At 52.4% G+C, this 21,592-nt stretch carries 21 protein-coding genes; 8 read left to right on the top strand and 13 right to left on the bottom strand.

Features of this window, described 5'->3' with window-relative positions:
* Positions 1-30: 30 nt before the first annotated feature.
* From FH755_RS03960 to FH755_RS03940, 5 genes are read right to left on the bottom strand one after another with little or no spacing between them, the layout of a single operon-like run.
* Entirely contained in the window at positions 31-1,050 is a 1,020-nt protein-coding gene (locus tag FH755_RS03960; RefSeq protein ID WP_292438874.1) for an NAD(P)H-dependent glycerol-3-phosphate dehydrogenase, read from the bottom strand.
* A gap of 15 nt (positions 1,051-1,065) precedes the next feature.
* A complete protein-coding gene (gene secB, locus FH755_RS03955; RefSeq protein ID WP_292438872.1) occupies positions 1,066-1,557 on the bottom strand; it encodes a protein-export chaperone SecB in 492 nt (163 codons plus the stop codon).
* Positions 1,558-1,570: 13 nt separating this feature from the next.
* On the bottom strand, positions 1,571-1,828 hold the full coding sequence (grxC, locus tag FH755_RS03950; protein ID WP_292438870.1) for a glutaredoxin 3: 258 nt from the start codon (positions 1,826-1,828) through the stop codon (positions 1,571-1,573).
* Positions 1,829-1,852: 24 nt separating this feature from the next.
* The gene (locus FH755_RS03945) at positions 1,853-2,272 is read right to left on the bottom strand and encodes a rhodanese-like domain-containing protein (RefSeq protein ID WP_292438868.1); all 420 of its coding nucleotides are present in this window, start codon (positions 2,270-2,272) and stop codon (positions 1,853-1,855) included.
* Positions 2,273-2,296: 24 nt separating this feature from the next.
* On the bottom strand, positions 2,297-2,545 hold the full coding sequence (locus tag FH755_RS03940) for a metalloregulator ArsR/SmtB family transcription factor (RefSeq protein WP_292438976.1): 249 nt from the start codon (positions 2,543-2,545) through the stop codon (positions 2,297-2,299).
* A gap of 214 nt (positions 2,546-2,759) precedes the next feature.
* On the opposite strand from FH755_RS03940, the gene gpmI reads away from it, so the two are divergent.
* Genes gpmI through FH755_RS03915 form a run of 5 tightly spaced genes read left to right on the top strand, consistent with a single transcriptional unit; the run spans position 2,760 to position 8,283 of the window.
* Entirely contained in the window at positions 2,760-4,295 is a 1,536-nt protein-coding gene (gene gpmI, locus FH755_RS03935) for a 2,3-bisphosphoglycerate-independent phosphoglycerate mutase (protein WP_292438866.1), read from the top strand.
* 8 nt (positions 4,296-4,303) lie between these two features.
* Positions 4,304-5,524, top strand: a complete 1,221-nt coding sequence (locus tag FH755_RS03930) for a peptidoglycan DD-metalloendopeptidase family protein (RefSeq protein ID WP_292438864.1) — start codon at positions 4,304-4,306, stop codon at positions 5,522-5,524.
* 26 nt (positions 5,525-5,550) lie between these two features.
* On the top strand, positions 5,551-6,918 hold the full coding sequence (locus FH755_RS03925) for a S41 family peptidase (protein WP_292438863.1): 1,368 nt from the start codon (positions 5,551-5,553) through the stop codon (positions 6,916-6,918).
* 12 nt (positions 6,919-6,930) lie between these two features.
* Complete coding sequence (locus FH755_RS03920) at positions 6,931-7,485, top strand: DJ-1 family glyoxalase III (RefSeq protein ID WP_292438861.1); 555 nt, start codon at positions 6,931-6,933, stop codon at positions 7,483-7,485.
* Between the two features lie 9 nt (positions 7,486-7,494).
* Positions 7,495-8,283, top strand: a complete 789-nt coding sequence (locus tag FH755_RS03915) for a response regulator (protein WP_292438859.1) — start codon at positions 7,495-7,497, stop codon at positions 8,281-8,283.
* On the opposite strand, the gene FH755_RS03910 is transcribed toward FH755_RS03915, so the two are convergent.
* The gene (locus FH755_RS03910) at positions 8,284-9,171 is read right to left on the bottom strand and encodes a LysR family transcriptional regulator (protein ID WP_292438857.1); all 888 of its coding nucleotides are present in this window, start codon (positions 9,169-9,171) and stop codon (positions 8,284-8,286) included.
* Positions 9,172-9,268: 97 nt separating this feature from the next.
* Between FH755_RS03910 and metE the strand changes: the two genes are divergently transcribed.
* Positions 9,269-11,548 (top strand): 5-methyltetrahydropteroyltriglutamate--homocysteine S-methyltransferase, encoded by a 2,280-nt coding sequence (gene metE, locus FH755_RS03905; RefSeq protein ID WP_292438856.1) that lies wholly within the window; start codon positions 9,269-9,271, stop codon positions 11,546-11,548.
* 46 nt (positions 11,549-11,594) lie between these two features.
* Here metE and FH755_RS03900 read toward each other — a convergent pair whose 3' ends face one another.
* The gene (locus FH755_RS03900; RefSeq protein ID WP_292438854.1) at positions 11,595-12,512 is read right to left on the bottom strand and encodes a LysR family transcriptional regulator; all 918 of its coding nucleotides are present in this window, start codon (positions 12,510-12,512) and stop codon (positions 11,595-11,597) included.
* 132 nt (positions 12,513-12,644) lie between these two features.
* Between FH755_RS03900 and FH755_RS03895 the strand changes: the two genes are divergently transcribed.
* Entirely contained in the window at positions 12,645-12,902 is a 258-nt protein-coding gene (locus tag FH755_RS03895; protein WP_292438853.1) for a DUF2798 domain-containing protein, read from the top strand.
* A gap of 3 nt (positions 12,903-12,905) precedes the next feature.
* On the opposite strand, the gene FH755_RS03890 is transcribed toward FH755_RS03895, so the two are convergent.
* From FH755_RS03890 to FH755_RS03875, 4 genes are read right to left on the bottom strand one after another with little or no spacing between them, the layout of a single operon-like run.
* Positions 12,906-13,601, bottom strand: coding sequence for a (5-formylfuran-3-yl)methyl phosphate synthase (locus FH755_RS03890; RefSeq protein ID WP_292438851.1), 696 nt, complete (start codon positions 13,599-13,601; stop codon positions 12,906-12,908).
* Positions 13,594-14,178: a DUF447 domain-containing protein gene (locus FH755_RS03885; RefSeq protein WP_292438849.1), complete on the bottom strand. Its 585-nt coding sequence runs from the start codon at positions 14,176-14,178 to the stop codon at positions 13,594-13,596. Before FH755_RS03885 ends, FH755_RS03890 begins: the two co-directional genes overlap by 8 nt.
* Entirely contained in the window at positions 14,150-15,625 is a 1,476-nt protein-coding gene (locus tag FH755_RS03880) for a DUF6513 domain-containing protein (RefSeq protein ID WP_292438848.1), read from the bottom strand. The genes FH755_RS03885 and FH755_RS03880 overlap by 29 nt, the downstream gene beginning before the upstream one ends.
* Positions 15,626-15,633: 8 nt before the next feature.
* A complete protein-coding gene (locus tag FH755_RS03875) occupies positions 15,634-16,182 on the bottom strand; it encodes a flavoprotein (RefSeq protein ID WP_292438846.1) in 549 nt (182 codons plus the stop codon).
* 236 nt (positions 16,183-16,418) lie between these two features.
* Between FH755_RS03875 and FH755_RS03870 the strand changes: the two genes are divergently transcribed.
* Positions 16,419-17,732 (top strand): NAD(P)/FAD-dependent oxidoreductase, encoded by a 1,314-nt coding sequence (locus FH755_RS03870; protein ID WP_292438844.1) that lies wholly within the window; start codon positions 16,419-16,421, stop codon positions 17,730-17,732.
* Positions 17,733-17,993: 261 nt separating this feature from the next.
* On the opposite strand, the gene gyrB is transcribed toward FH755_RS03870, so the two are convergent.
* Together gyrB and recF are read right to left on the bottom strand one after the other, a co-directional pair.
* The gene (gene gyrB, locus FH755_RS03865) at positions 17,994-20,408 is read right to left on the bottom strand and encodes a DNA topoisomerase (ATP-hydrolyzing) subunit B (protein ID WP_292438842.1); all 2,415 of its coding nucleotides are present in this window, start codon (positions 20,406-20,408) and stop codon (positions 17,994-17,996) included.
* Positions 20,409-20,445: 37 nt separating this feature from the next.
* Positions 20,446-21,561: a DNA replication/repair protein RecF gene (gene recF, locus FH755_RS03860; protein WP_292438841.1), complete on the bottom strand. Its 1,116-nt coding sequence runs from the start codon at positions 21,559-21,561 to the stop codon at positions 20,446-20,448.
* Positions 21,562-21,592 lie beyond the last annotated feature (31 nt).

Genomic DNA, 21,592 nt, shown 5'->3' with positions numbered 1-21,592 from the left:
AGATTGTTCCTCTTTTAATTAACCTGGTTATCAGACAGGGCGCCTGACTTCCGCTTTCTGTTCCCTGCACAATAAAGCCTGCACTGATTCGCGCGGATCGTAACCCTCAAACAGGATTTTGCATACCTGTTCGACAATGGGCATTTCCACACCAACCTGTTTAGCACGGAGTAATACTTCACGGGCAGCATGCATGCCTTCAACGGTTTTGCCAACCTGTTTCACGGCATCATCCACCCTGAGACCACTGCCCAGCGCCAGTCCCAGTTGCCGGTTACGGCTCTGATCGTCGGTGCAGGTCAGAATCACATCACCGATACCGGCGAGACCGAACAGGGTTTCAGGATCAGCGCCCAGTGCGGCGGCAAGGCGCCGAATTTCAGCCATGCCGCGGGTGATTAATGCAGCACGGGCATTGGCGCCAAAACCCAGACCATCCGAGATGCCTGCTGCAATAGCCAGCACATTTTTGACTGTGCCGCCGATTTGCACGCCGACGATATCGTGAGTGGTATAGATTCGTAGTGTCTGCGAATGCAGCAACTCAACCAGCGCATCGGCAAACGCCTGATCCGGTGAAGCCACGGTCACTGCTGTCGGCAGATTGGCGGCCACTTCCGCGGCAAACGACGGCCCGGATATCACCGCCAGCGAATGCGATTCTCCCAGCACTTCCCGCGCGGCATCGTGCAGAAACTCCCCCTTATCGACGGTAAGCCCCTTGGTCGCCCAGCTCACCGGCACACCCGGCTGCAATAATGGCTTGATGGTTCGGAGCGTGTCGACAAAAGATTTGCTGGGAACAGAAATCAGGACATGACGGGCTTCACGCACCGAGGTTTCCAGATCCGAGGCCAAGGTCAGCGAATCGGGGAAACGGATATCGGGCAGGTAACGCCTGTTAGTGCGGCTGGCCTGCATCAGCTTAATCTGCTCAGGGTCACGCGCCCACAGGCGGACATCGTGACCTTTACGGGCAATCGCAATTGCCAGCGCCGTTCCCCAGGCACCAGCACCGATAACCAGCGTCGGTAAAAGCTTTTCAGCCACGTGCTGTCCTGTTATTCAGTGGGTCGCTTCAGATTGTGCCTGCTTAGCGGCTTGCTGCGCTCTTTCTTTATTGTGCAGATACATGGCATCGAAGTTAACCGGCGCCAGCACCAGCTGCGGGAAACCGCCCTTGGTGACCAGATCGGAAACCACTTCACGCACAAACGGGAACAGCGTGTTGGGGCAGTAGCTGCCCAGCAGCGGGCCCATTTCTTCATTGCTGTAGCCGGTCAGAGTGAAGATACCAGCCTGCTTGACTTCGACCAGGAAAGCCACCTTATCGTCGACCTTGGCTGTGACCATCACCGTCAGGATGACTTCATGATTGTCATCATCGATGCGTTTGTAGTCATTACCCAGTTGCAGATCCAGCTTGGGGCGCCATTCATCACGGAAAATATCCGGTGAGTTCGGTGACTCAAATGAGACGTCTTTGGTGTAAACCTTCTGGATGACAAAGCGTGGTTTTTGCTCTTCACCCGTTGCTGTTGCGTTTTCTTCAGCCATCTTTCTTCCTTCTCTACGATTGTGCCAGGAGACTATCCAGTTTGTTGGCGCGATCAATCGCCACCAGGTCGGTATAGCCGCCTATAGCTTTATTATTAATGAAAATCTGGGGCACGGTACGTTGCCGGCTTTTCTTCATCATTTCCTCGCGCCGGGACGGATCCAGATCAACGCGGATTTCTTCATACTTAACCCCCTTGCGATCCAGCAACTGCTTGGCCATGACGCAATAAGGGCAGTGCGCGGAGGAGTAAACGATTACATTAGCCACAAAAACACCCTGCTTATGTTCGGATTAACTGAACAGCGGCAGCTTGGCCTCTTTCCAGGCATGCAGGCCGCCGGATAATACATAGACTTGTTCAAAGCCCTGACGACGCAGTTGCTTGACCGCACTGCGTGAGCGCTGACCGCTGGCACAGACAATGACCACCGGTTGCGCCTTGTTTTTCAGCTGATCGGCCTTGTCGGCCAGTTCAGATAATGGCAGGTTGATGGAATCAGCGATGTGCTCTTTATCGAACTCCGTCTTGTCGCGGACATCGACAAATGATCCCTTATGCTGATTGACCAGTCGGACCGCCTGATTCGGGCCCAGCATCTGCAGGCCACTCAACTTGCGGTTTATTGAGTCAGAGAACACCAGCCAGGCCAGTACTACAAACGCTGTGACCAGAATCCAGTGGTTAACAATAAACTCACCCAAGTTTTCCATTTTACCCCTACTTAATATGCTGATTTAATGCTGTTTTGCCGAGCAGAATACGTCACGCATCATCTCTATCAGACGCAGCGTACGTTCATCATTCACCCGGTAGTAAATGCGGTTGGCATCACGCCGTGAAGCCAGAATTTCCTTGTCACGTAGCTTGGCCAGATGCTGGGATACATTACTCTGTGTCGTACCCACGCAATCCACAATATCCTGTACCGACAACTCTTTCTCACCCACCGCGCACAAAATCTTCAGCCGCAGGGGGTGCGACATCGCTTTAAGCGCAAAAGCTGCCCGTTCGATATCGTTGTCGAACGCGATGAGATCGAGGTTTCCGGCTTGTGCCACGATAATTTCCGCTGTTACCTGTGACTGTATTTCATCACAAAAGCCCATATAATACACGGCTGATACGCTGAATAATATATTAAAGACACCGGTCAGCCGCGAGAGAGCCCGACCACACATCGTTTCAAGGATTTTTTCAATGACACTCAAACACCGACCCTTAGCGCTGATCATTCTGGATGGCTGGGGCTATAGTGAAGACCCGGATAACAATGCCATTCTCGCTGCCAACACACCGGTCTGGGATCAATTGTGGCAGGCATATCCTCACACTCTGATCGATGCCTCAGGTCAGGGCGTCGGGCTACCCGGTGACCAGATGGGTAACTCTGAAGTCGGTCATCTCAACCTCGGTGCCGGCAGGGTGGTCTACCAGGAATTCACTCGCATCAGTAAAGCAATTGAGGATGGGGCTTTCTTCCACAATCCCGTGCTGACCGGCGCAGTCGATAAAGCCGCCGAGCATGACAAAGCCGTGCATATTTTCGGTCTACTGTCCGACGGCGGGGTACACAGTCATGAAGAGCATATCCACGCGATGGTTAAACTGGCCGTTGATCGCGGTGCCCGCCATATCTATGTGCATGCCTTTCTCGACGGCCGTGATACGCCGCCGAAAAGCGCGCAGGCTTCCATCGACAAACTGGAAGCCGTGTTTGCTGAGCAGGGCCGCGGTCGCCTGGTCAGTATGATTGGTCGCTACTATGCGATGGACCGTGACAAGCGTTGGAACCGGGTGGAAGCAGCTTACAGACTGCTGGCCGAAGGCGAGGGTGAGTTTCAGGCCGAGACGGCCACCCAGGCATTGGAAATGGCCTACGCCCGCGAGGAAACCGATGAATTCGTCAAAGCAACCACTATTGGTGAACCAGTCCGCATTGAGGACGGCGACAGCATCGTGTTCATGAACTTTCGCGCCGATCGTGCCCGTGAAATAACAGAATGCTTCATCAAACCTGACTTTGATGGCTTTAACCGCCCGCGTGATATCAAGCTGGCGGAATACGTCACGCTGACTGAATACAAAAAAGATTACAGCTCACCGATTGCCTTCCCCAACGAGAAGATGAGAAACATCCTCGGCGGCTATCTTTCATCGCTGGGCCTTAAGCAACTGCGTATTGCCGAAACCGAAAAATATGCTCATGTGACTTTTTTCTTTAACGGCGGCCTCGAAACCCCATTCGACGGTGAAGACCGGATTCTGATTCCTTCCCCCAAGGTCGACACCTACGACCAGCAGCCGGAAATGAGTGCGCCTGAAGTGGCTGATAAACTGGTTGAAGCGATCCATTCGAAAAAATACGACGTGATTATCTGCAACTTCGCTAATGCCGACATGGTAGGCCATACCGGTAATTTTGACGCTGCGGTCAAGGCAGTGGAAGCGCTGGACCAGTGTTTAGGAAAAGTCTGGGATGCGCTGAAGTCGGTGGGTGGTGAAATGATTGTCACCGCCGATCACGGCAATGCCGAGCGCATGGTCAATCATGAAACCGGTCAGGCGCACACTGCACACACCAATAACGTCGTGCCACTGTTGTTCGCCGGCCGCGATGCCGTATGTCGTGAGCACGGCACGCTGTCGGATATTGCGCCGACCATGCTGTCTTTGCTGGACTTGCCGATTCCGGCAGAAATGAGCAAACACCTGCTGATTGAGGCAAAACCCTGAAGCCTGTTGTGCTCAAACGTCTCGCTCCAGCCTGTTTACTGCTGCTGATCTCCGCCGGTCTTGAAGCCGGCGGCGACTCTGCACAGCGACTGGATAATGTCCGCGATGAAATCGAGGATATCAGTGCCGATTTAACGCAGAAAAAAGCCAGCCGTGAAGAGATGTATGCCCAGCTCAAAGCGCAGAGCCGCAAGGTGTCCGAGTTGAATCGGGAATTGCGTACACTGGAACAACAGATCGCCGAAAAAAACCAAACTCTGAACCAGCTGCGTGAAGTGGCAGGCATCAAAGAAGCTGAGCAGAACCAGCAACTGGAGGCGCTTTACGATCAGATGCGTGCCGCCTACATCAACGCCGAACCCAGCTATCTGGAAATGCTGCTCAATCAAGAGGATATTGCCACGATCAGTCGTGGCAGCACCTACTTCCGCTATTTCCATGAAGCGCGCAAGGCGCAGCTCGAGAGCATTAACCAGATCCTGAGCCAGCTGAACGAGGAACAGAAAACGATCTTGCTGGCACAACAGTCGCTGGAAGCCGCCAAACAGGAACAACTGGACAAACAGCGGGCACTGCAACAGGAAACCGATAAACGCAAAGCGACACTGGCCGCCCTGGACAAAACCATTTCCGGTCAGGATGCGAAACTGGCCGCATTGAAAGAAGAAGAGAGCAATTTACAGGCCCTGCTGGACCGGCTCGCCCGTGAGCGCGAGCAGCAGATTGCGCGGGAGAAAGCCGCGCGGGAGAAGGAAAAGCAGCAGCAACAGAAGCCAGCGCCGGAAACAAAATCAGCCGCGATTAGGCCGCCACCGAAACCAAACACCCCGTTTTCGCGTCTGACTGGTAAATTGAACTGGCCGGTCAACGGAAAACTGCTAGCGCGCTATGGCAGCCCCCGAAATCTTGGTAAACTCACCTGGCAAGGTATCGTCATCGACTCCCCGACCGGAAATGATGTCAGGGCGACGGCTGCCGGCCGTGTGGTCTTTGCTGACTGGTTACGGGGATTCGGCTTGCTGATCATAGTTGATCACGGTGAACAGTACATGACTCTCTATGGCAATAATGAAAGCCTGTTGAAACAAGCCGGTGAAACTGTTCAGGCAGGTGAAGTTATCGCCCAGTCAGGCGAGCAGGGAGTTCGCGGCCTGACCGGACTTTATTTTGAAATTCGCCACCGCGGCAGGCCTACCAACCCGTTGAAATGGTTGGCAAGGCAGGGCTGATGTGTGCCAACCACGAAGGAAACGATATGAGCTTTTTTAAACGCGATTTCGGACTCATTACCAGCGGCATTATTCTGGGGGCGACCCTGGTATTCGGCCAAATGGTCTTTGCCGAACGGGAGTCAGCCCAGCCGGATCTGCCGCTGGAAGACTTGCGGACTTTCTCCGAAATCTTTGGACGCATTAAAAGCAGCTATGTCGAACCGGTAGAAGACAAACAATTACTTGAAAACGCCATCCGCGGCATGCTTGCCGGCCTGGATCCGCATTCCACTTATCTGAATCTGGATGAGTTTCAGGAATTACGCGAAGGCACCTCCGGCGAGTTTGGCGGCCTAGGTATCGAAGTCAGCATGGAAGACGGCTTTGTCAAAGTGGTTGCACCGATTGATGATACCCCGGCAGCCGAAGCCGGCATTCAGTCCGGCGATCTCATCATTCGACTGGATGAAACTCCGGTCAAAGGTATGACACTGAATGATGCGGTCGATATCATGCGTGGAGAGCCCGGTACGAAGTTAACGCTCACTATCATCCGTGAAGGCGTCGACAAGCCAATTAAGGTTGAGCTGACCCGTGCCATTATCAAGGTTGAAAGTGTCAAGAAAAAAATGCTGGAACCGGGCTACGGTTACATCCGTGTCACCACCTTCCAATCGCGTACCGGTGCCAGCCTGCGTGAAGCAGTCAGCGATCTGAAGCGCGAGAGTAACGGCAAACTCAACGGCCTGGTTCTGGATTTGCGCAACAACCCCGGTGGGGTGCTGGAAGCCGCGGTCGATGTGTCAGATGCTTTCCTGGATAAAGGACTGATTGTCTATACCGATGGCCGTATCGCCGATGCTGACCAAAAATTCCATGCCACTCCGGATGACCTGCTTAAGGGTGCACCGATGATTGTGCTGGTCAATGGCGGTTCCGCCTCGGCTTCGGAGATTGTGGCCGGCGCGCTGCAGGATCATAATCGCGCTATCGTGCTGGGTGGTAAAACTTTTGGTAAAGGCTCGGTACAGACCGTGATGCCACTCACTAATAACACTGCGGTGAAAATGACTACCGCCCGCTATTACACGCCATCAGGCCGCTCAATTCAGGCTGAAGGTATTGTGCCGGATATTGAAATCAGTGGTATTCGTGTGGCTTCAGTCGATGAAAACGAATTCGTACCGCTGCGTGAACGCGATCTGGCGCATCATCTTGAAAACGGTGAAGCTGAGGAAAAATCCGATAGCCAGAATCAAAACAGCCAGGACGGTGAAGAATCAGTGACACCGGAAACAGTCAGCACAGCAGCCGAAAAGGAAAAAGAAGCGAAGCAACCACTGGAAGTGACTGATTATGTGCTATCGCAAGCTTTGAACTTATTGAAGGGAATGACCATCCTTAACCGATAAGCAGGAGCAGATATGGCCAGCGTATTAATTCCCCTGGCAGAGGGTTGTGAGGAACTGGAAGCTGTCACCCTGATAGACCTGCTGCGTCGAGGCGGTATCACGGTGACCACAGCCAGCCTTGGTCACCAGCCACAACTGACCGCGAGTCGTGGGGTGGGCCTGGTAGCAGATACCCTGCTGGATAACTTAATGGAAAGCGATTTCGATATGCTCCTGATGCCCGGCGGTCAGCCGGGCACCAACAATCTCAATAACGATCACCGTATCCATGCCATTATCAAGCGCCTTCAGCACGGTGACAAATATCTTGCCGCTATCTGCGCAGCACCGATGGTACTGGCCAATGCCGGCGTACTGGATGGTAAACGGGCCACCAGCTATCCCGGTGCGCTGGACAAGGACAAATGGCCTGATATCGCCGTCTGTGACGAGCCGGTTGTCATCGATGGTAAGGTGCTGACCTCACGAGGGCCCGGCACAGCGATGGACTTTGCCCTCACCATCATCGAATTGCTGGTCAACAAAGACACCCGGGATCAGGTCGAAGCCGGCCTGGTGCGACCCTGAGGACCGGTTATGTCGCTGACTGCTGCCGATCTGTCTATTCTGCTGGTTGAACCGTCTGCCATGCAGCTCAAGCTCATCATGCGCCATCTTCAACAGGAAGGAATCAGCAAAATTGATGGCGTGAGTAATGGAGAAGAGGCGCTCTCTCATATCGCTCAGTATCCGCCGGACCTGGTTATTTCTGCCATGTATCTGCCAGATATGACGGCCGATGAACTGATCAGCGGTGTTCAGGCTATCGACAGCAACATCGCGTTTATGCTGATTTCCAGTGAAACAGGTCAGGCAGCGCTGGAACCGATTCGCCAGGCAGGGGTGATGGCGATTCTGCCCAAGCCTTTTGATTCAAGCGACCTGCGCCGCGCCATCCGCGCCACACTGGATGTGATTGATCCCAGCGAAATTGAACTGGAAAGTTACGATGTCAGCGAACTGAATATTCTGCTGGTCGATGACAGCTTCACCTCCCGCAATCATCTGTCACGTGTTCTGGCCAGCATGGGCATTCACAACATTGATCTGGCAGAAAACGGCCGCGAAGCCGTCAGTCTGCTGGGCCGACACAGTTATGATCTGGTGGTGACTGACCTCAACATGCCGGAAATGGATGGTCATGAGTTGACCCGTTACATCCGCGATGAAATGGGCGATGTGGTGCTGCCGATTTTGATGGCCACCACCGAAAACAATCAAACCCGGCTGGGGAATGTGCAGCAGGCCGGTGTCTCCGCCATTCTTGATAAACCTTTCGAACCGCAAACCATTCGTGAAATGCTGTTCCGGGTGCTTGATGCCTGATTAACTGATGGCCTTCTGCTGACCCAGTTCAATAAAGCTGTTCATATAGGGTATCGTTTCCTCGCCTTCACGCATCGCAGCAAACAGGGTTTTCATCACGCCTTTTTTCCCCAGCCGCAATGTGGTGACGGGTAGGGTCTCGGTATACTGCCTTGCGAGCCAGTCCGGCAGAATTGTAACGCCCCGGTTCAATGCAGCCATCTGTATCATGATATCCAGCGAGGCCATGGCCTTGTTTCTGGGACTAATACCGGCAGGCATCAGAAACTGCGTATAAATATCAAGTCGCTCATGCGGAACCGGGAAAGTAAGTAATAACTCACCGGCTAACGCATCAGCTTCAACAAACTGATTTGTTGCCATTGGATTTTGCCGCGCCACCAACAGGACCAGCTCATAATCAAACAGTGGCGCATAGACGACGCCCTGATGATTAACCTTGTCGGGCGTGACCAGCAAATCAATATGATAATTCAGTAGCCCCTGCAGTCCGGAAAACTGAAACTTATGGACTATATCCACATCCATTTTCGGCATCAGCACCAGGTAGTCTGCCAAAACCCCTTTAAGCCACTCGTAACAGGGATGACATTCAACGCCCAGGCGGAGAATACCCTGCTTACCCTCGGCATAGGCCTTTAGCGTGTTTTCGGTCTGCTCAAGCACCGGCAGCAGCTGACCAGCCACCCTCAGCAACAGCTCGCCGGCCTGAGTCAGCCGTAATTTACGGCCCTGACGTTCCCATAAACTGACTTCCAGCTTCTGCTCCAGATAGCGCATCTGATGTGACAGTGCCGGCTGTGTCACAAACAAGGCATTTGCGGCAGCGGTGAGAGTGCCGTGTTCGGCCAGTGCCTGAATAATTTTGAGGTGGCTGCGCTCAATCATCTATTAGTTATTCTCATGAATAAGGTAAAAAATATCATTATTACTCATCTGACTCAGTCCTTACAATATCCGCCATTGGTAAAACAAAGGACAGAAAATGATTACTACCCACAACCTCGGCTTTCCGAGAATCGGCAAACGTCGTGAGCTCAAATTTGCACTGGAAAAATACTGGCGCGGCGAGTCGTCGCTGCAGGAACTGGAAGAGACCGCAACAGCGCTGCGTCAGCGGCACTGGCAGTATCAGCAGAAACTCGACTGGCTGCCGGTCGGCGATTTTTCTCTCTATGATCATGTGCTCGACACCAGTCTGCTGGTGGGTAATCTGCCATCCCGCACTGACAGCCGGCTGGCCGAAACCGATCAGTACTTTCAGGCCGCACGGGGCCAATCTTCCAAACAATTGCAGCAAACCCCCATCGCTGCGGCGGAAATGACCAAATGGTTTGATACCAATTACCACTACCTGGTGCCCGAGTTCAATGCTGAGACCCGCTTCGAATTGGATGCTGAACGGCTATTGACACAATTCCGTGAGGCCCGCGCCGAGGGCCATCAGGCCAAACCTGTTTTATTGGGCCCCGTCAGTTACCTCTGGCTGGGCAAGGCAAAGGACAACAGTAACAAGCTGGCCTTACTGGATGACCTGCTGCCGGTCTATGAACAATGCCTGTTAAGCCTCGCTGCTGAAGGAGCCGACTGGGTTCAGATTGATGAACCGGTGCTGGCGACCGAGCTTGACCAGGATTGGCAACATGCCTTGAGCCAGGCTTATTTCGCCCTCAATAAAACGCCGTTACGACTCCTGCTGACCAGTTACTTCGCACCACTGGGTGAAAACCTGCATCTGGCCTGCGAACTGCCGACTGCCGGTCTGCATATCGATACCATCAATGGCCGCGAGGAAGTTATTAAAGTCGTCGACTGGCTGCCTGCTCACAAAACCCTGTCTTTGGGTGTGATCAATGGCCGCAATATCTGGAAAAGCGATCTGAATGGTCTATTGGACTGGCTTGAGCCCATATATAAGCGTCTGGGCAAACGCCTGTGGCTGGCACCTTCCTGTTCCTTGCTGCATGTGCCGGTGGATCTGGAACAGGAAACCGAACTGGATTCGGATATCAAAAACTGGCTGGCCTTTGCGGTACAGAAACTCGATGAACTGAATTTGCTGGCACTGGCTCTGAACCACGGGCGTGACGGCGTTAAGGCTGAACTGACCGCTAACGCCAGAGCGATTCAAAGCCGTCGGGACTCGGCAAAAGTTCACAAAGCTGCCGTACAGCAACGCCTGCAGGCAGTTACCAGCGACTGGGGACAACGGCATAGCCCTTACCCGGAACGCCGTCGATTACAACGGTCCAGATATCCTCTGCCACTGTTTCCAACCACAACCATTGGGTCCTTTCCGCAGACGACCACCATCCGCCAGAGCCGGCTGCAGTATCGCCGTGGCGATCTGGACGAAGCCACTTATCACCGTGCTATGCAGCAGCAGATTGAATATGCCATTGCCGAACAGGAAAAAGTCGGTCTCGATGTGCTGGTCCATGGTGAAGCTGAGCGTAACGATATGGTCGAATATTTCGGTGAACAGCTGGATGGTTATACCTTCACCCGTTTTGGCTGGGTTCAGTCTTATGGTTCACGCTGCGTCAAACCACCGGTCATTTTTGGTGATATTGAGCGGCCCAAAGCGATGACGGTTGACTGGATTGCCTATGCCCAGTCGCTGACCGACAAACCGGTCAAGGGCATGCTGACCGGGCCGGTGACGATGCTCAACTGGTCTTTTGTCCGTGACGATCAGCCTCGTGAGCAAACCTGCCTGCAGCTGGCACTGGCCATCCGCGATGAGGTGCTGGATCTGGAGCAACAGGGTGTTCGTATTATTCAGATTGATGAAGCCGCTTTGCGGGAAGGGCTGCCACTGCGTCGCAGCGGCTGGAAACAGTACCTGGACTGGGCGGTCAACTGTTTTCGTATTTCAGCCAACGGCGTCCAGGATGAGACACAGATCCATACCCATATGTGCTATTCCGAGTTCAATGACATTATCGAATCGATTGCCGCGATGGATGCCGATGTGATCACCATCGAAACCTCGCGTTCGGATATGGAACTGCTGGACGTATTTAACGCTTTTGATTACCCCAATGAAATCGGCCCTGGCGTTTACGATATCCACAGCCCTAATATTCCGGCCGTAGCTCAGATTCGTGAGCTGATGGAAAAAGCGGCCGAACGGATTCCCCCCGAACGTTTATGGGTCAATCCTGACTGTGGCCTCAAAACCCGTCAGTGGAGTGAAGTCAAACCGGCACTGGAGGCCATGGTGCAGGCTGCAGGCGCATTACGGCAGAACGCAGCTGCCTGAAGTCAGCTTCCTCAGCACACCGGGAACGGAAGCCCGGTCACTGCTGTTATTGCCGCCAGATAGCCGGCAAGTGCGCCGTCAGGTAATCATACAAAGCCGCCACCTTGGGAGTGCGGGCATAACGATCGGTGACACAGAAATAAAACTCCAGCGGTTCTGCCTCCACTTCCACCTGTGGCCCCTGTTCGAACAGCGCTATCAGATCTCCATTGTCTAAATAGGGGCGGGCAACAAACGCTGCCAGACGGGCTATCCCCCCACCGCTGACGGCCATTCTGGCCAGTGTATCGATATCATCACTAATCATGGCGACTTTAACTTTCGGTTCATATCGCCGACCGTCTCGAATAAAGGCCCAGCGGAAAATGCGGCCATCGACCGGGACGCGAAACATCAGGCAGTCATGCTGTAACAGAGCCTGCGGCGATATCGGATAACCGGCCCGCGCCAGATAATCGGGAGAGGCACAGAACAACAACGGCACCGTGGCCAGTTTTCTTGCCACCATATTCTCTTCCAGTTGCTGACGAATACGGATACTGACATCGACACCTTCCACGATATGATCGGTCCGCCGGTCAGTAGCAATGAGCTCCAGACTGATCTGTGGATAAGCTCGCTGAAAGCCCGCCAGCTTTGGTGCCAGAACATGGCGGGCGAAGGCTGCCGAACAGGCAATTTTCAGTTTTCCGCCGACCTCACCCTGCAGTGCCGAGACCGCTTGTTCGGCCAGTTCCAACTCCTGCATTAAGCCTTTCACCCGCTGATAATAAATCTCTCCGGCATCTGTGAGTGCCAGTTTTCGGGTGGTTCGGGTCAGCAAACGTGCGCCGATCTGCGTCTCAAGCCGGGCAATATTCTGGCTGGTTGCTGCCGGACTGACGGCCAGTGCCCGCGCTGCCGCAGCAATGCTGCCAAGCTCAACTGCCCGGACAAAACTTTCAATACCGCGAAGATTTTCCATAAGTCATATCAACCCATTCTTTCTTTATTAATTAAGTTTAGCTTAACAGTCTAGATAGCTTCACACCGCTAGTGGCATTGCCACGCACACATTAAACTGTGTGCAATGATTGACAGGCAGGGAGAAGGGGAGATGCGCAGAGCCTTAATACTCAGCAATAGAAAATTGCCGGCCAGACTGACACCAGTGGTCTTTGCGTTTTATATGTCAGCGATTATGGCGGCCTTGATGTGCCTGATCATTACTGCGGTGAATCAGGGTTTTGATCAGCATTACCTGTTAAGCGCCTTTCATGCTTATGAAGTCGCAATGCCGTCGGCCTTTATCTGTGTCATGCTGGTCCGTCCGCTGGTCATGAAACTGGTCGCGGGCACCGTCGCCGAGAATTAAATCTTAACTGGCAAGACCATAACTTTGCATGCGCTCCTGAATCGCCAATGCACGTGCCGGTTGCAGGCTGAGGGTGCGTTGACGACGCTCACAGAGCGCGCTGCGAAAGCCCAGATAATCGGCACCCAGCGGTTCGAGCGTTGCGATGTCCTCAATAGCCAGAGCTCCGGCAAGACCGCACAGCAGCTGATGCTCACGGGACGCACTGATAAAGTCGTTCAGCTCGGTTGTACTCCAGTGATCAAGCAGTCGTAGACCATTTTTGCTGGCGGTATCCACCATCACGCCACTGAACCCGGCCCGTTTTATCTTGCTAACCAATGATATATCACCCGGCTGATCCGCAAACAACACTGCAATGACCGGTGTTTCAAGTTCAATCAGCGCTTCATGCAACCGGGCCAGGCAGGCTTCCAGCATAGGCTGTGCAAACAAACCCACTTTGACATAATCAACACCGGTGGCCGCCATTGCTTTTACTGCTTCAGTAATAACGTCCGACTGCATCACCAGGTCGCCCACCGTCGCACTGGTCTGACAGCGACCATTCACCCATTGCACTACTGATTGCACTGTCGTTAATGGCAGCGCACCCAGCGCGCCACTGGCCGGATCTTTCAAATCCAGAATATCCGGCAGCGTCTGCGATAACGCTTTTGCTTCTTCGAGCGATTGCACACTCGCCAGCCATTTAGTCATGTTGAATATCTATGCCTGCTTGTTTGATTTTGTCCATCAGCCAGCCCCAGGCTTCCAGTTCACGGGCACCGGCGGTTTTATCGATACCTATCTGCAGATAGTTGATTTCCTCGCGAATTTTCTCCTCCGGCAACATACCCAAGCGACTGACCAGAATCGCTGCTTCCACCACCGCACTTTGTGCTCGGTTAAAGCCGCGGAAGGGGGCATGTATCTTCTCCTCCACCACCTCACCATAAAAACAGGCTCGCGGGTCATCATCATCAAACCGAAGCATTTCCAGTTCACTGTGCGCCAATGCCTGTGCCAGATAGGCGCCTTCAATCCGGCTGCAGGGCAGGGTCGGCCATTCCCGTCTGCCGGTCAAGGCACCGGCAAACACCCTGACATCATCAATGTAGTTGATGGTGCACTGCCGGTGACGCTTTAAGTTGTTATAGGTTGTTGACGGCTTGAAAGGCTTAACGTGAAAGTAACCATTTACTTCACTAATCCCCATCGGGGCCGAGTGTGGATTTCCGGCTTCATCCACGGTCGTGACGATGACCTCATGTATCCGACTTGTCAGCCGTGCCACAGGCGCGCTCCTTCTTTTTCTTGGGCTTATCCGCGGTGCCGCAGGCCCGATCTGTTCTGCGTTTCTTCATGGTCGTGCCTTCGGCTTTCTGCCGGATCAGATCTTCTTCCGGTTTTTCGACTGCGCAGCCCCATTCCAGATCTTCATCCTGGGTGTAGCGTTTGCCCAGTTGCCAGGCAATTTCAGCCCGTGCCAGCTCGACACCGAGGTAAAATGCATGGCCCGGATCATTTTCCACCTGTAACTGGGGATAAAACTCAAACGGGTCGGTATCATGCAGTAAACCGTCGCGATTGAACATGAAAATGCCTTCCCGGGCAATTTTGATCCGGTAGTTGGGATCTTTGATATTTTTGGCCAGTTCGCGAATTTCATCCGCGCTATCAGTAAATGGCCGCCGTTCATGGGCAACCAGCAGGTCAGCGGTAAAATCCCGCGGCAGGCTGTTATCGTCTTTAGCGGCATACATCATACGCCTGGCCACATCAGCCTCACGAATCGCGCGGCGGGCATGCGGACTGACTTCTGTCGCCAGCACGCAATTGATATTCAGCTCGGAAATTATGCCGAACAGCATCGCATTGATGCCGCTGGTATCAGCGTCGGTCAATTCAGTGAGATTACCCACCCCCATCATTATCGGTGCCTGCGGGTATTTCTGCCGCAGTTCATGGTAGCGGACGATAGAAGCGGTGAGACCGAAATGAATCGGATCCAGTATCGGGTCTGCGATCCAGGGTTTACCGATTTTATCCATGGCCTCCATGGCCCGTTCCAGTGACACCAGTGAACCCGGCTCTGCGGGGACCAGAATCGGCACCGCATCCGTTTCCCTGGCCAGGTCAATCGTTTCTTCGGTCAGGCTCAGCAGATAATCGGCACCCGCTTTAGCAGCACGTTGTAGGTCGGGTAGTGACAGTGAGTCCACACTTACCTTGAAACCCTCTCCATGCAGCGCTTGTATCGCCTCTTCCAGATGTGGAAAATCTTCCTGTGGCAGGCAGCCAATATCAATTACATCGGCACCGTTATCGCGGTAATATTGTGCCCGCGCTATGAGACTGTCGATACTGCGCTCCGGCGCATCGACAATCTCAGCAAAAATATTAACGTCATAGCGGCTGAGATCAGGCTGTTTGCGGGCTTTACCGAAATGCACTGGCAGATCCTTGATTTCTTCAGGACCTCGCGTGACTTTAATGCCGAGCTCCTGGCTCAGGGCTGCCAGATCACCACGGCAGCGCCCCGGAACGATAATTTCATCATAGCCCTGATAATCTTCCGGTTTGAGACGCCTGGCAATCATTTTGTCTGTCATCAGCGCGGCCACTGACAAGCCCAGCTGATGCACCTGATAATCGAACGGCAGCGGCGCCATTTCCTGCAGAACCTTACGCACACTGGGTTCCGCCAGTTTACCGGTCAGAAACAGAATCCGGTCAGCCATCGTCGGGCTCAACCTACCTCTGCCAGGCGTTTTTTTATCGCTTCAGAGAGTTGTCCGGCTGTCTCAACCACCGTGGTAGCCTCGTGGGTTTTCAGTCTGGCGGTATGCTCGAGATCGACCTGGCGAGGCCACAGCCTGACGATGCGGTCCGGTGCGGGCGTATCCACTTCAGGGATCGCATCGCAGGCCAGTACAATGCTCGGCACCTGACATTTACCTGCCTGGGCATAGATATTGGTGACCAGCGTGTCGGACAGGCCCAACACCATCTTAGCTACCGTGTTGGAAGTAGCCGGCGCTACTACCAGTGTGTGGTAGTCACCGCGATAAAACAGGCCAACAGGCGGGGCACTAGCGGCACGGTCACGGTAAATACGGCCTTCCGGCACGATGGATTTCGGGTCGTGACCGTACATTCTGATGACCTCCTCACCGGCACGGCTGTAAAACAGATCAACATCATCCAATTCGCGGATGATTTCCAGACACTCTTCCAGATAATGTCCGGAACCGGTGACAGCCCAGGCCAGGCGTGGTTTTTCGGGCCTTGCTTGCATTTGTGGTCTCTAAAATTGATCAAGATCATTAATTTTGCCAGAGTCCGCCCCTGTAGTAAAAATAAGATAGTTTTTATAGGGTTTTTTACGTTAAAATCACGGTTTTACTCGATGGACTCATTGATCTTTCCAGGCTCGTTTAGGTGTACGCTGATTCCGCAGCGCAGAATCCCGATGCCGCTAAATCGAAAGACCTGCAGTCCTCACTATTAAGCGTCGGATTGGAGCCATAGCGAATGTCAAACCACATCCCCAAAATTGTCGTTGTTGGCGGCGGAGCAGGTGGCCTGGAACTGGTCACTAAACTCGGCAAGAAACTGGGCAAAAAAGGTAAAGCCCAGGTTACTCTGGTAGACAGCACCCACACCCATATCTGGAAACCTCTGCTGCACGAAGTGGCAGCCGGTACGCTGGACTCGCATGAAGACGAGATCGAATACCTGGGTCAGGCCAACTACAGCGGGTTTCGCTTTCGCCTCGGCCGTATGGATGGTCTGGATCGTAAAAACAAACAGATTTCTGTAGCCCCCACACTCAACAATGAAGGCGTAGAAATCATTCCCCGCCGCAACTTTGACTATGATTACCTGGTTATTTCGGTTGGCAGTATCAGTCACGATTTTGGCATCAAGGGTGTGCGTGAACACTGCCTGTTTCTGGATACCACCAAACAAGCCGAGGTTTTCCAGAGCAAACTGCTGCAAACCTATCTACGCGCCCATACACAGGGCAAACCACTGGATGAAGGCCAGCTCAATATTGCCATTGTCGGTGCCGGTGCAACCGGCGTAGAACTCAGCGCCCAGTTACATGAAGTGTCTCATCTACTGACCGCTTACGGCCTGGATGAAGTTAACCCACAGGACGTGAAAATCACGATTATCGAAGCCGCAGATCGCATTCTGTCCGGTCTGCCTAAAAATATTTCTGATGCGACCTTGTCAGAACTCAATAAGCTGGGCGTTAACGTGATGACCGGTGAGCGGGTCGTTGAAGTCAACGACAAGGAAATCATTACCGAAAGCGGCAGTGTGATTCCTGCAGCGATCAAAGTCTGGGCGGCTGGTATCAAGGCACCGGAATTTCTCAAGGACATCGACGGGCTTGAAACTAACTGGATGAATCAACTGGTTGTCAGACAAACCCTGCAAACCACGCTGGACGATGATATTTATGCCATCGGCGACTGTTGCGCCTGTAAATGGCAGGGCCACGATGAGAATGTGCCACCGCGCGCCCAGGCTGCACACCAAATGGCGTCACTGGTCTACAAATCGATTGTTAACCGTCTGAAAAACAAGCCGCTGCCGGAATATGAATATCATGATTATGGCTCACTGGTTTCCCTGGGCCGCTATAGCACCGTCGGCAACCTGATGGGCAATCTCAGCAGGGGCAGCATGATGATTGAAGGTATGATGGCACGGGTGATGTATCTGTCGCTCTACAAAATGCATCAGATGGCGCTGTTCGGTCCGTTCCGGGTGATGATGCTGTCGCTGTCACACCTGTTCAGACGCAGCGTACACCCCAAAATCAAATTGCATTGATTTAAACCCAAACTGTGCTGCATAAAAAAAGGCCCTGATCAGGGCCTTTTTTATTATCCGCCATTCGTTTCGCAGCGGACACGCTTATAAGCCTTCTCAGTCCCCGTATGACGTCTTTTTTTGATAAAACGTCAGAGATACTCCAGAAATGGCTGAAAATCGCTCTTATCGCTATTTACGGCGCTTAAACATGACCGTCGACAATAAAAAAGCCCTGACTGGAGATTCAGACAGGGCTTTTCTCTTTCTTACGATGTTTCTTTAGATGTCGAGATTGGATACCTGCAACGCATGCGTTTCAATAAATTCCCGACGCGGCTCGACATGGTCCCCCATCAGCGTGTTGAAGGTTTCATCTGCCGCAATGGCATCATTGATCCTCACCTGCAACAACCGGCGCTTGCTCTTATCCATCGTGGTTTCCCACAACTGATCCGGGTTCATTTCGCCCAGCCCTTTGTAGCGCTGGACATGCTGACCACGTCTGGCTTCAGCCAGCAGCCAGTTAACCGCTTGTGAGAAGTAGTGGATATTCTCAGAACGCTCACCACGCTCAACGCGCGCACCATCTCCAAATAAACCATTGATTTTGTTGGAAAAAGCCAAAATCTTCTGATATTCAGTACTATCAAAGAACTCACCCGGTACATGGAAATCAGTGCTGATACCGTGCCGGCTGAAACTGATATTCACCATCGGTACCGGTTCATCTTCCTGCTTCTGAATACTCAGTTTGTAGTTGGTACCTGTTGGCAGCCCCTGGTTCATTGCTGTTTCAATAGTCCGCAACCAGTTATCCATTGCCGGATCCCCAAAGGCCGGAATTTGCGGTTGATAAACCAGTTGATCCAGGAATGCCGGGTAATAGTGGTTGGACAGACGGCCGATGATCGCATTGATGGTCTGGTACTCAGCAACCAGCGAGGCCAGCGCCGTACCCTCTATCGCGCTGGCATCCGCCGAGGGATAGAGTGACGCATTCTGCAGGGCCACTTCTGTCAGGTAACGCTCCATCTCCGCGTCGTCTTTAACGTAACGTTCCTGCTTGCCTTTCTTGATTTTATAGAGTGGCGGCTGGGCAATATAGACGTGGCCACGCTCTATCAACTCCGGCATCTGACGATAGAAAAAAGTCAGCAGCAGGGTGCGGATATGCGAACCATCCACGTCGGCGTCAGTCATGATGATGATGTGGTGATAACGCAATTTCTCCGGATCGTATTCATCGCGACCGATACCACATCCCAGCGCGGTAATCAGTGTGCCGACTTCCGCCGAACTGATCATTTTGTCAAAACGCGCCCGTTCGACATTGAGAATTTTACCTTTCAAAGGCAATATGGCCTGCGTGCGTCGATCACGGCCCTGTTTGGCGCTGCCCCCTGCTGAATCACCCTCCACCAGGAACAGTTCAGACAGGGCAGGATCACGCTCCTGACAGTCCGCCAGCTTGCCCGGCAAACCGGCAATATCCAGTACGCCTTTTCGACGAGTCAGTTCTCGCGCTTTTCTGGCTGCATCACGGGCACGGGCTGCATCGATCATTTTGTTGGCGATGAGCTTGGCATCATTCGGATTCTCAATAAGAAAATCATGGAAGAATTCATTGACCAGTGATTCGACAATGGTCCGGACTTCTGATGAAACCAGTTTATCCTTGGTTTGCGAGCTGAATTTCGGATCAGGCACCTTCACCGACAACACCGCCGTCAGACCTTCACGGGCATCATCACCGCTGGTCGTGACCTTGGATTTCTTGGCAAGACCCTCACTTTCTATGTACTGGTTAAGGGTACGGGTGAGGGCGGCGCGGAATCCAGCTAGATGGGTACCACCATCACGTTGCGGAATATTATTAGTGAAACAGTAAATATTTTCCTGGTAGGAATCGTTCCACTGCATCGACAGCTCAACCGTAACATCATCACGCAGGCCATGAATTTTGATGATGTTGTCATGAATCAACGTTTTGTTTTTATTCAGATGCTCAACAAAGGCCGTGATACCGCCTTCATAATAGAAAGTCTCAGTGCGTTCATCACGCTCATCGGTCAGTTTAATTCTGACGCCGGAATTCAGGAACGCGAGCTCGCGGATACGTTTGGCTAAAATATTGTAATCGAAATTGACATTAGTGAAGGTCTCTTCACTGGGCCAGAACTGAATGCGGGTACCGGTGAGGGTGGTATCATCAACGTCTTTCAGTGGCGCATCTGGCACACCGTGTGTGTAGGACTGTTTGTGCAAACGGCCATTACGATGAATTTCCATTGTCAGCTTCTTGGAGAGGGCATTGACCACAGAGACACCAACGCCGTGCAGGCCACCTGAAACCTTGTAGGAATTGTCATCAAATTTACCGCCCGCGTGCAGTACGGTCATGATAACTTCAGCGGCCGAAACACCTTCTTCCTCATGGATATCTACCGGGATGCCACGTCCATTATCTATGACTGAAACTGAGTCATCGGGATGGATACGCACCTCGATCTGGCTACAGTGCCCAGCCAGCGCTTCGTCAATTGCGTTGTCCAGCACTTCGAACACCATGTGATGTAAACCGGTGCCATCATCGGTATCGCCGATGTACATGCCCGGTCTTTTTCTGACGGCGTCGAGTCCTTTCAATACCTTAATATTCGAAGAGTCGTAGGTGCTGTTATTATCCGTTGCCATAATCAAACTATTCCTGTCTAGGATGTTGAATAACCTATTATTCTACTACGTCTGGACCTGCGTTGATAGCATCATGCCCTTTCTCGGAAATGATGCCGTGTTCCACGTGGAACCTTTTCTCGTTTTCCTGGGAAATGAGCGAAAGCAGATCCCTGTTAGTGCTGCTGATGAAGCTCTGAACCGGCAGTTCACGCAGCGTGTTAATGACTGTTTTTTGATGATGCCAATCCAGTTCAGAGCTCAAATCATCAATTAAAAGCAGGGTGTTTTTACGCTGCTGCTGCTCAGCCAGAATCATGATTTGCGCCATGCTCAATGACAGAAAAAAGAGTTTTTGTTGGCCTCTTGATAGCAGTTCATTAGGGTCAGCGTCATTGACCCTGAATGACCAGTCGGCCGCATGCGGACCTGAGCGTGTATATCCCAGCGCCTGATCCCGCTCGAGGTTCATTTGCAGGTACTCAGCCAGTTCGGACTCTTTATTCCAGCCTCGCATATAACGTAATGAAAACTGGTGGTCTGATAATGCTGGACAGAGTTTTTTGAAAAACGGTCGGAAGTGAACTATTAATTCCTTAAGATAAAGTTCCCGCATTTCGGTAATAATCAGACCATGCTCAGTCAGCGCCTTATCCCACAGGCTGATTTCTGAAACCGGTTTATGTTTTTTGATGGCTGCGTTACGTTGCTGTAGGACTTTTTTGTACGATTGCCAGTGGTAATTAAATTGATGTTCCACGTGGAACACACCCCAATCGACCATCCTGCGGCGGTATTTTGGACCTTGCTCGAAGAACTGGTGACAGTTAGCCGGAATAAGCTGTACTGGGAGATGAAAGGCAAGATCTGACAGCCGCTTGAGTGGTGCATTATTAAGTCGAATCTGCAAACCACTCTGAAGGTCATATTGCAGACCAATTGGTGTTTTATCAAGAGAACGAGCGAACAGAGTAAGACGTGAGTGCTCATAGTTGACCAGATTCTTTAAAAAGCGTGAGCGAAACGAACGGCCCATCGCCAATACAAATATCGCTTCGAGCAAGCTGGTTTTGCCTGAACCATTATCGCCCAGAATAAAATTGATACCCTGCGAAGGAAATAGTTCTGCATCAAGAATATTGCGGAATTGATTAATGTGAATCTGGGACAGCACAATAATTTTTTCTAGAGAGAACCGGCAGGTG

Origin of the sequence: Methylophaga sp., from assembly GCF_009711715.1 — a bacterium.
Classification (GTDB): Bacteria; Pseudomonadota; Gammaproteobacteria; order Nitrosococcales; family Methylophagaceae; genus Methylophaga.
This window is presented reverse-complemented; position numbering and strand designations above follow the sequence as displayed.

Bases quoted from the DNA above. Each gene is read 5' to 3' on its own strand.
- secB (WP_292438872.1), bottom strand. From the start codon at position 1,557: ATGGCTGAAGAAAACGCAACAGCAACGGGTGAAGAGCAAAAACCACGC.
- FH755_RS03945 (WP_292438868.1), bottom strand. From the start codon at position 2,272: ATGGAAAACTTGGGTGAGTTTATTGTTAACCACTGGATTCTGGTCACA.
- FH755_RS03940 (WP_292438976.1), bottom strand. From the start codon at position 2,545: ATGTCGCACCCCCTGCGGCTGAAGATTTTGTGCGCGGTGGGTGAGAAA.
- gpmI (WP_292438866.1), top strand. From the start codon at position 2,760: ATGACACTCAAACACCGACCCTTAGCGCTGATCATTCTGGATGGCTGG.
- FH755_RS03925 (WP_292438863.1), top strand. From the start codon at position 5,551: ATGAGCTTTTTTAAACGCGATTTCGGACTCATTACCAGCGGCATTATT.
- FH755_RS03920 (WP_292438861.1), top strand. From the start codon at position 6,931: ATGGCCAGCGTATTAATTCCCCTGGCAGAGGGTTGTGAGGAACTGGAA.
- FH755_RS03915 (WP_292438859.1), top strand. From the start codon at position 7,495: ATGTCGCTGACTGCTGCCGATCTGTCTATTCTGCTGGTTGAACCGTCT.
- FH755_RS03910 (WP_292438857.1), bottom strand. From the start codon at position 9,171: ATGATTGAGCGCAGCCACCTCAAAATTATTCAGGCACTGGCCGAACAC.
- metE (WP_292438856.1), top strand. From the start codon at position 9,269: ATGATTACTACCCACAACCTCGGCTTTCCGAGAATCGGCAAACGTCGT.
- FH755_RS03900 (WP_292438854.1), bottom strand. From the start codon at position 12,512: ATGGAAAATCTTCGCGGTATTGAAAGTTTTGTCCGGGCAGTTGAGCTT.
- FH755_RS03895 (WP_292438853.1), top strand. From the start codon at position 12,645: ATGCGCAGAGCCTTAATACTCAGCAATAGAAAATTGCCGGCCAGACTG.
- FH755_RS03890 (WP_292438851.1), bottom strand. From the start codon at position 13,601: ATGACTAAATGGCTGGCGAGTGTGCAATCGCTCGAAGAAGCAAAAGCG.
- FH755_RS03880 (WP_292438848.1), bottom strand. From the start codon at position 15,625: ATGGCTGACCGGATTCTGTTTCTGACCGGTAAACTGGCGGAACCCAGT.
- FH755_RS03875 (WP_292438846.1), bottom strand. From the start codon at position 16,182: ATGCAAGCAAGGCCCGAAAAACCACGCCTGGCCTGGGCTGTCACCGGT.
- FH755_RS03870 (WP_292438844.1), top strand. From the start codon at position 16,419: ATGTCAAACCACATCCCCAAAATTGTCGTTGTTGGCGGCGGAGCAGGT.
- gyrB (WP_292438842.1), bottom strand. From the start codon at position 20,408: ATGGCAACGGATAATAACAGCACCTACGACTCTTCGAATATTAAGGTA.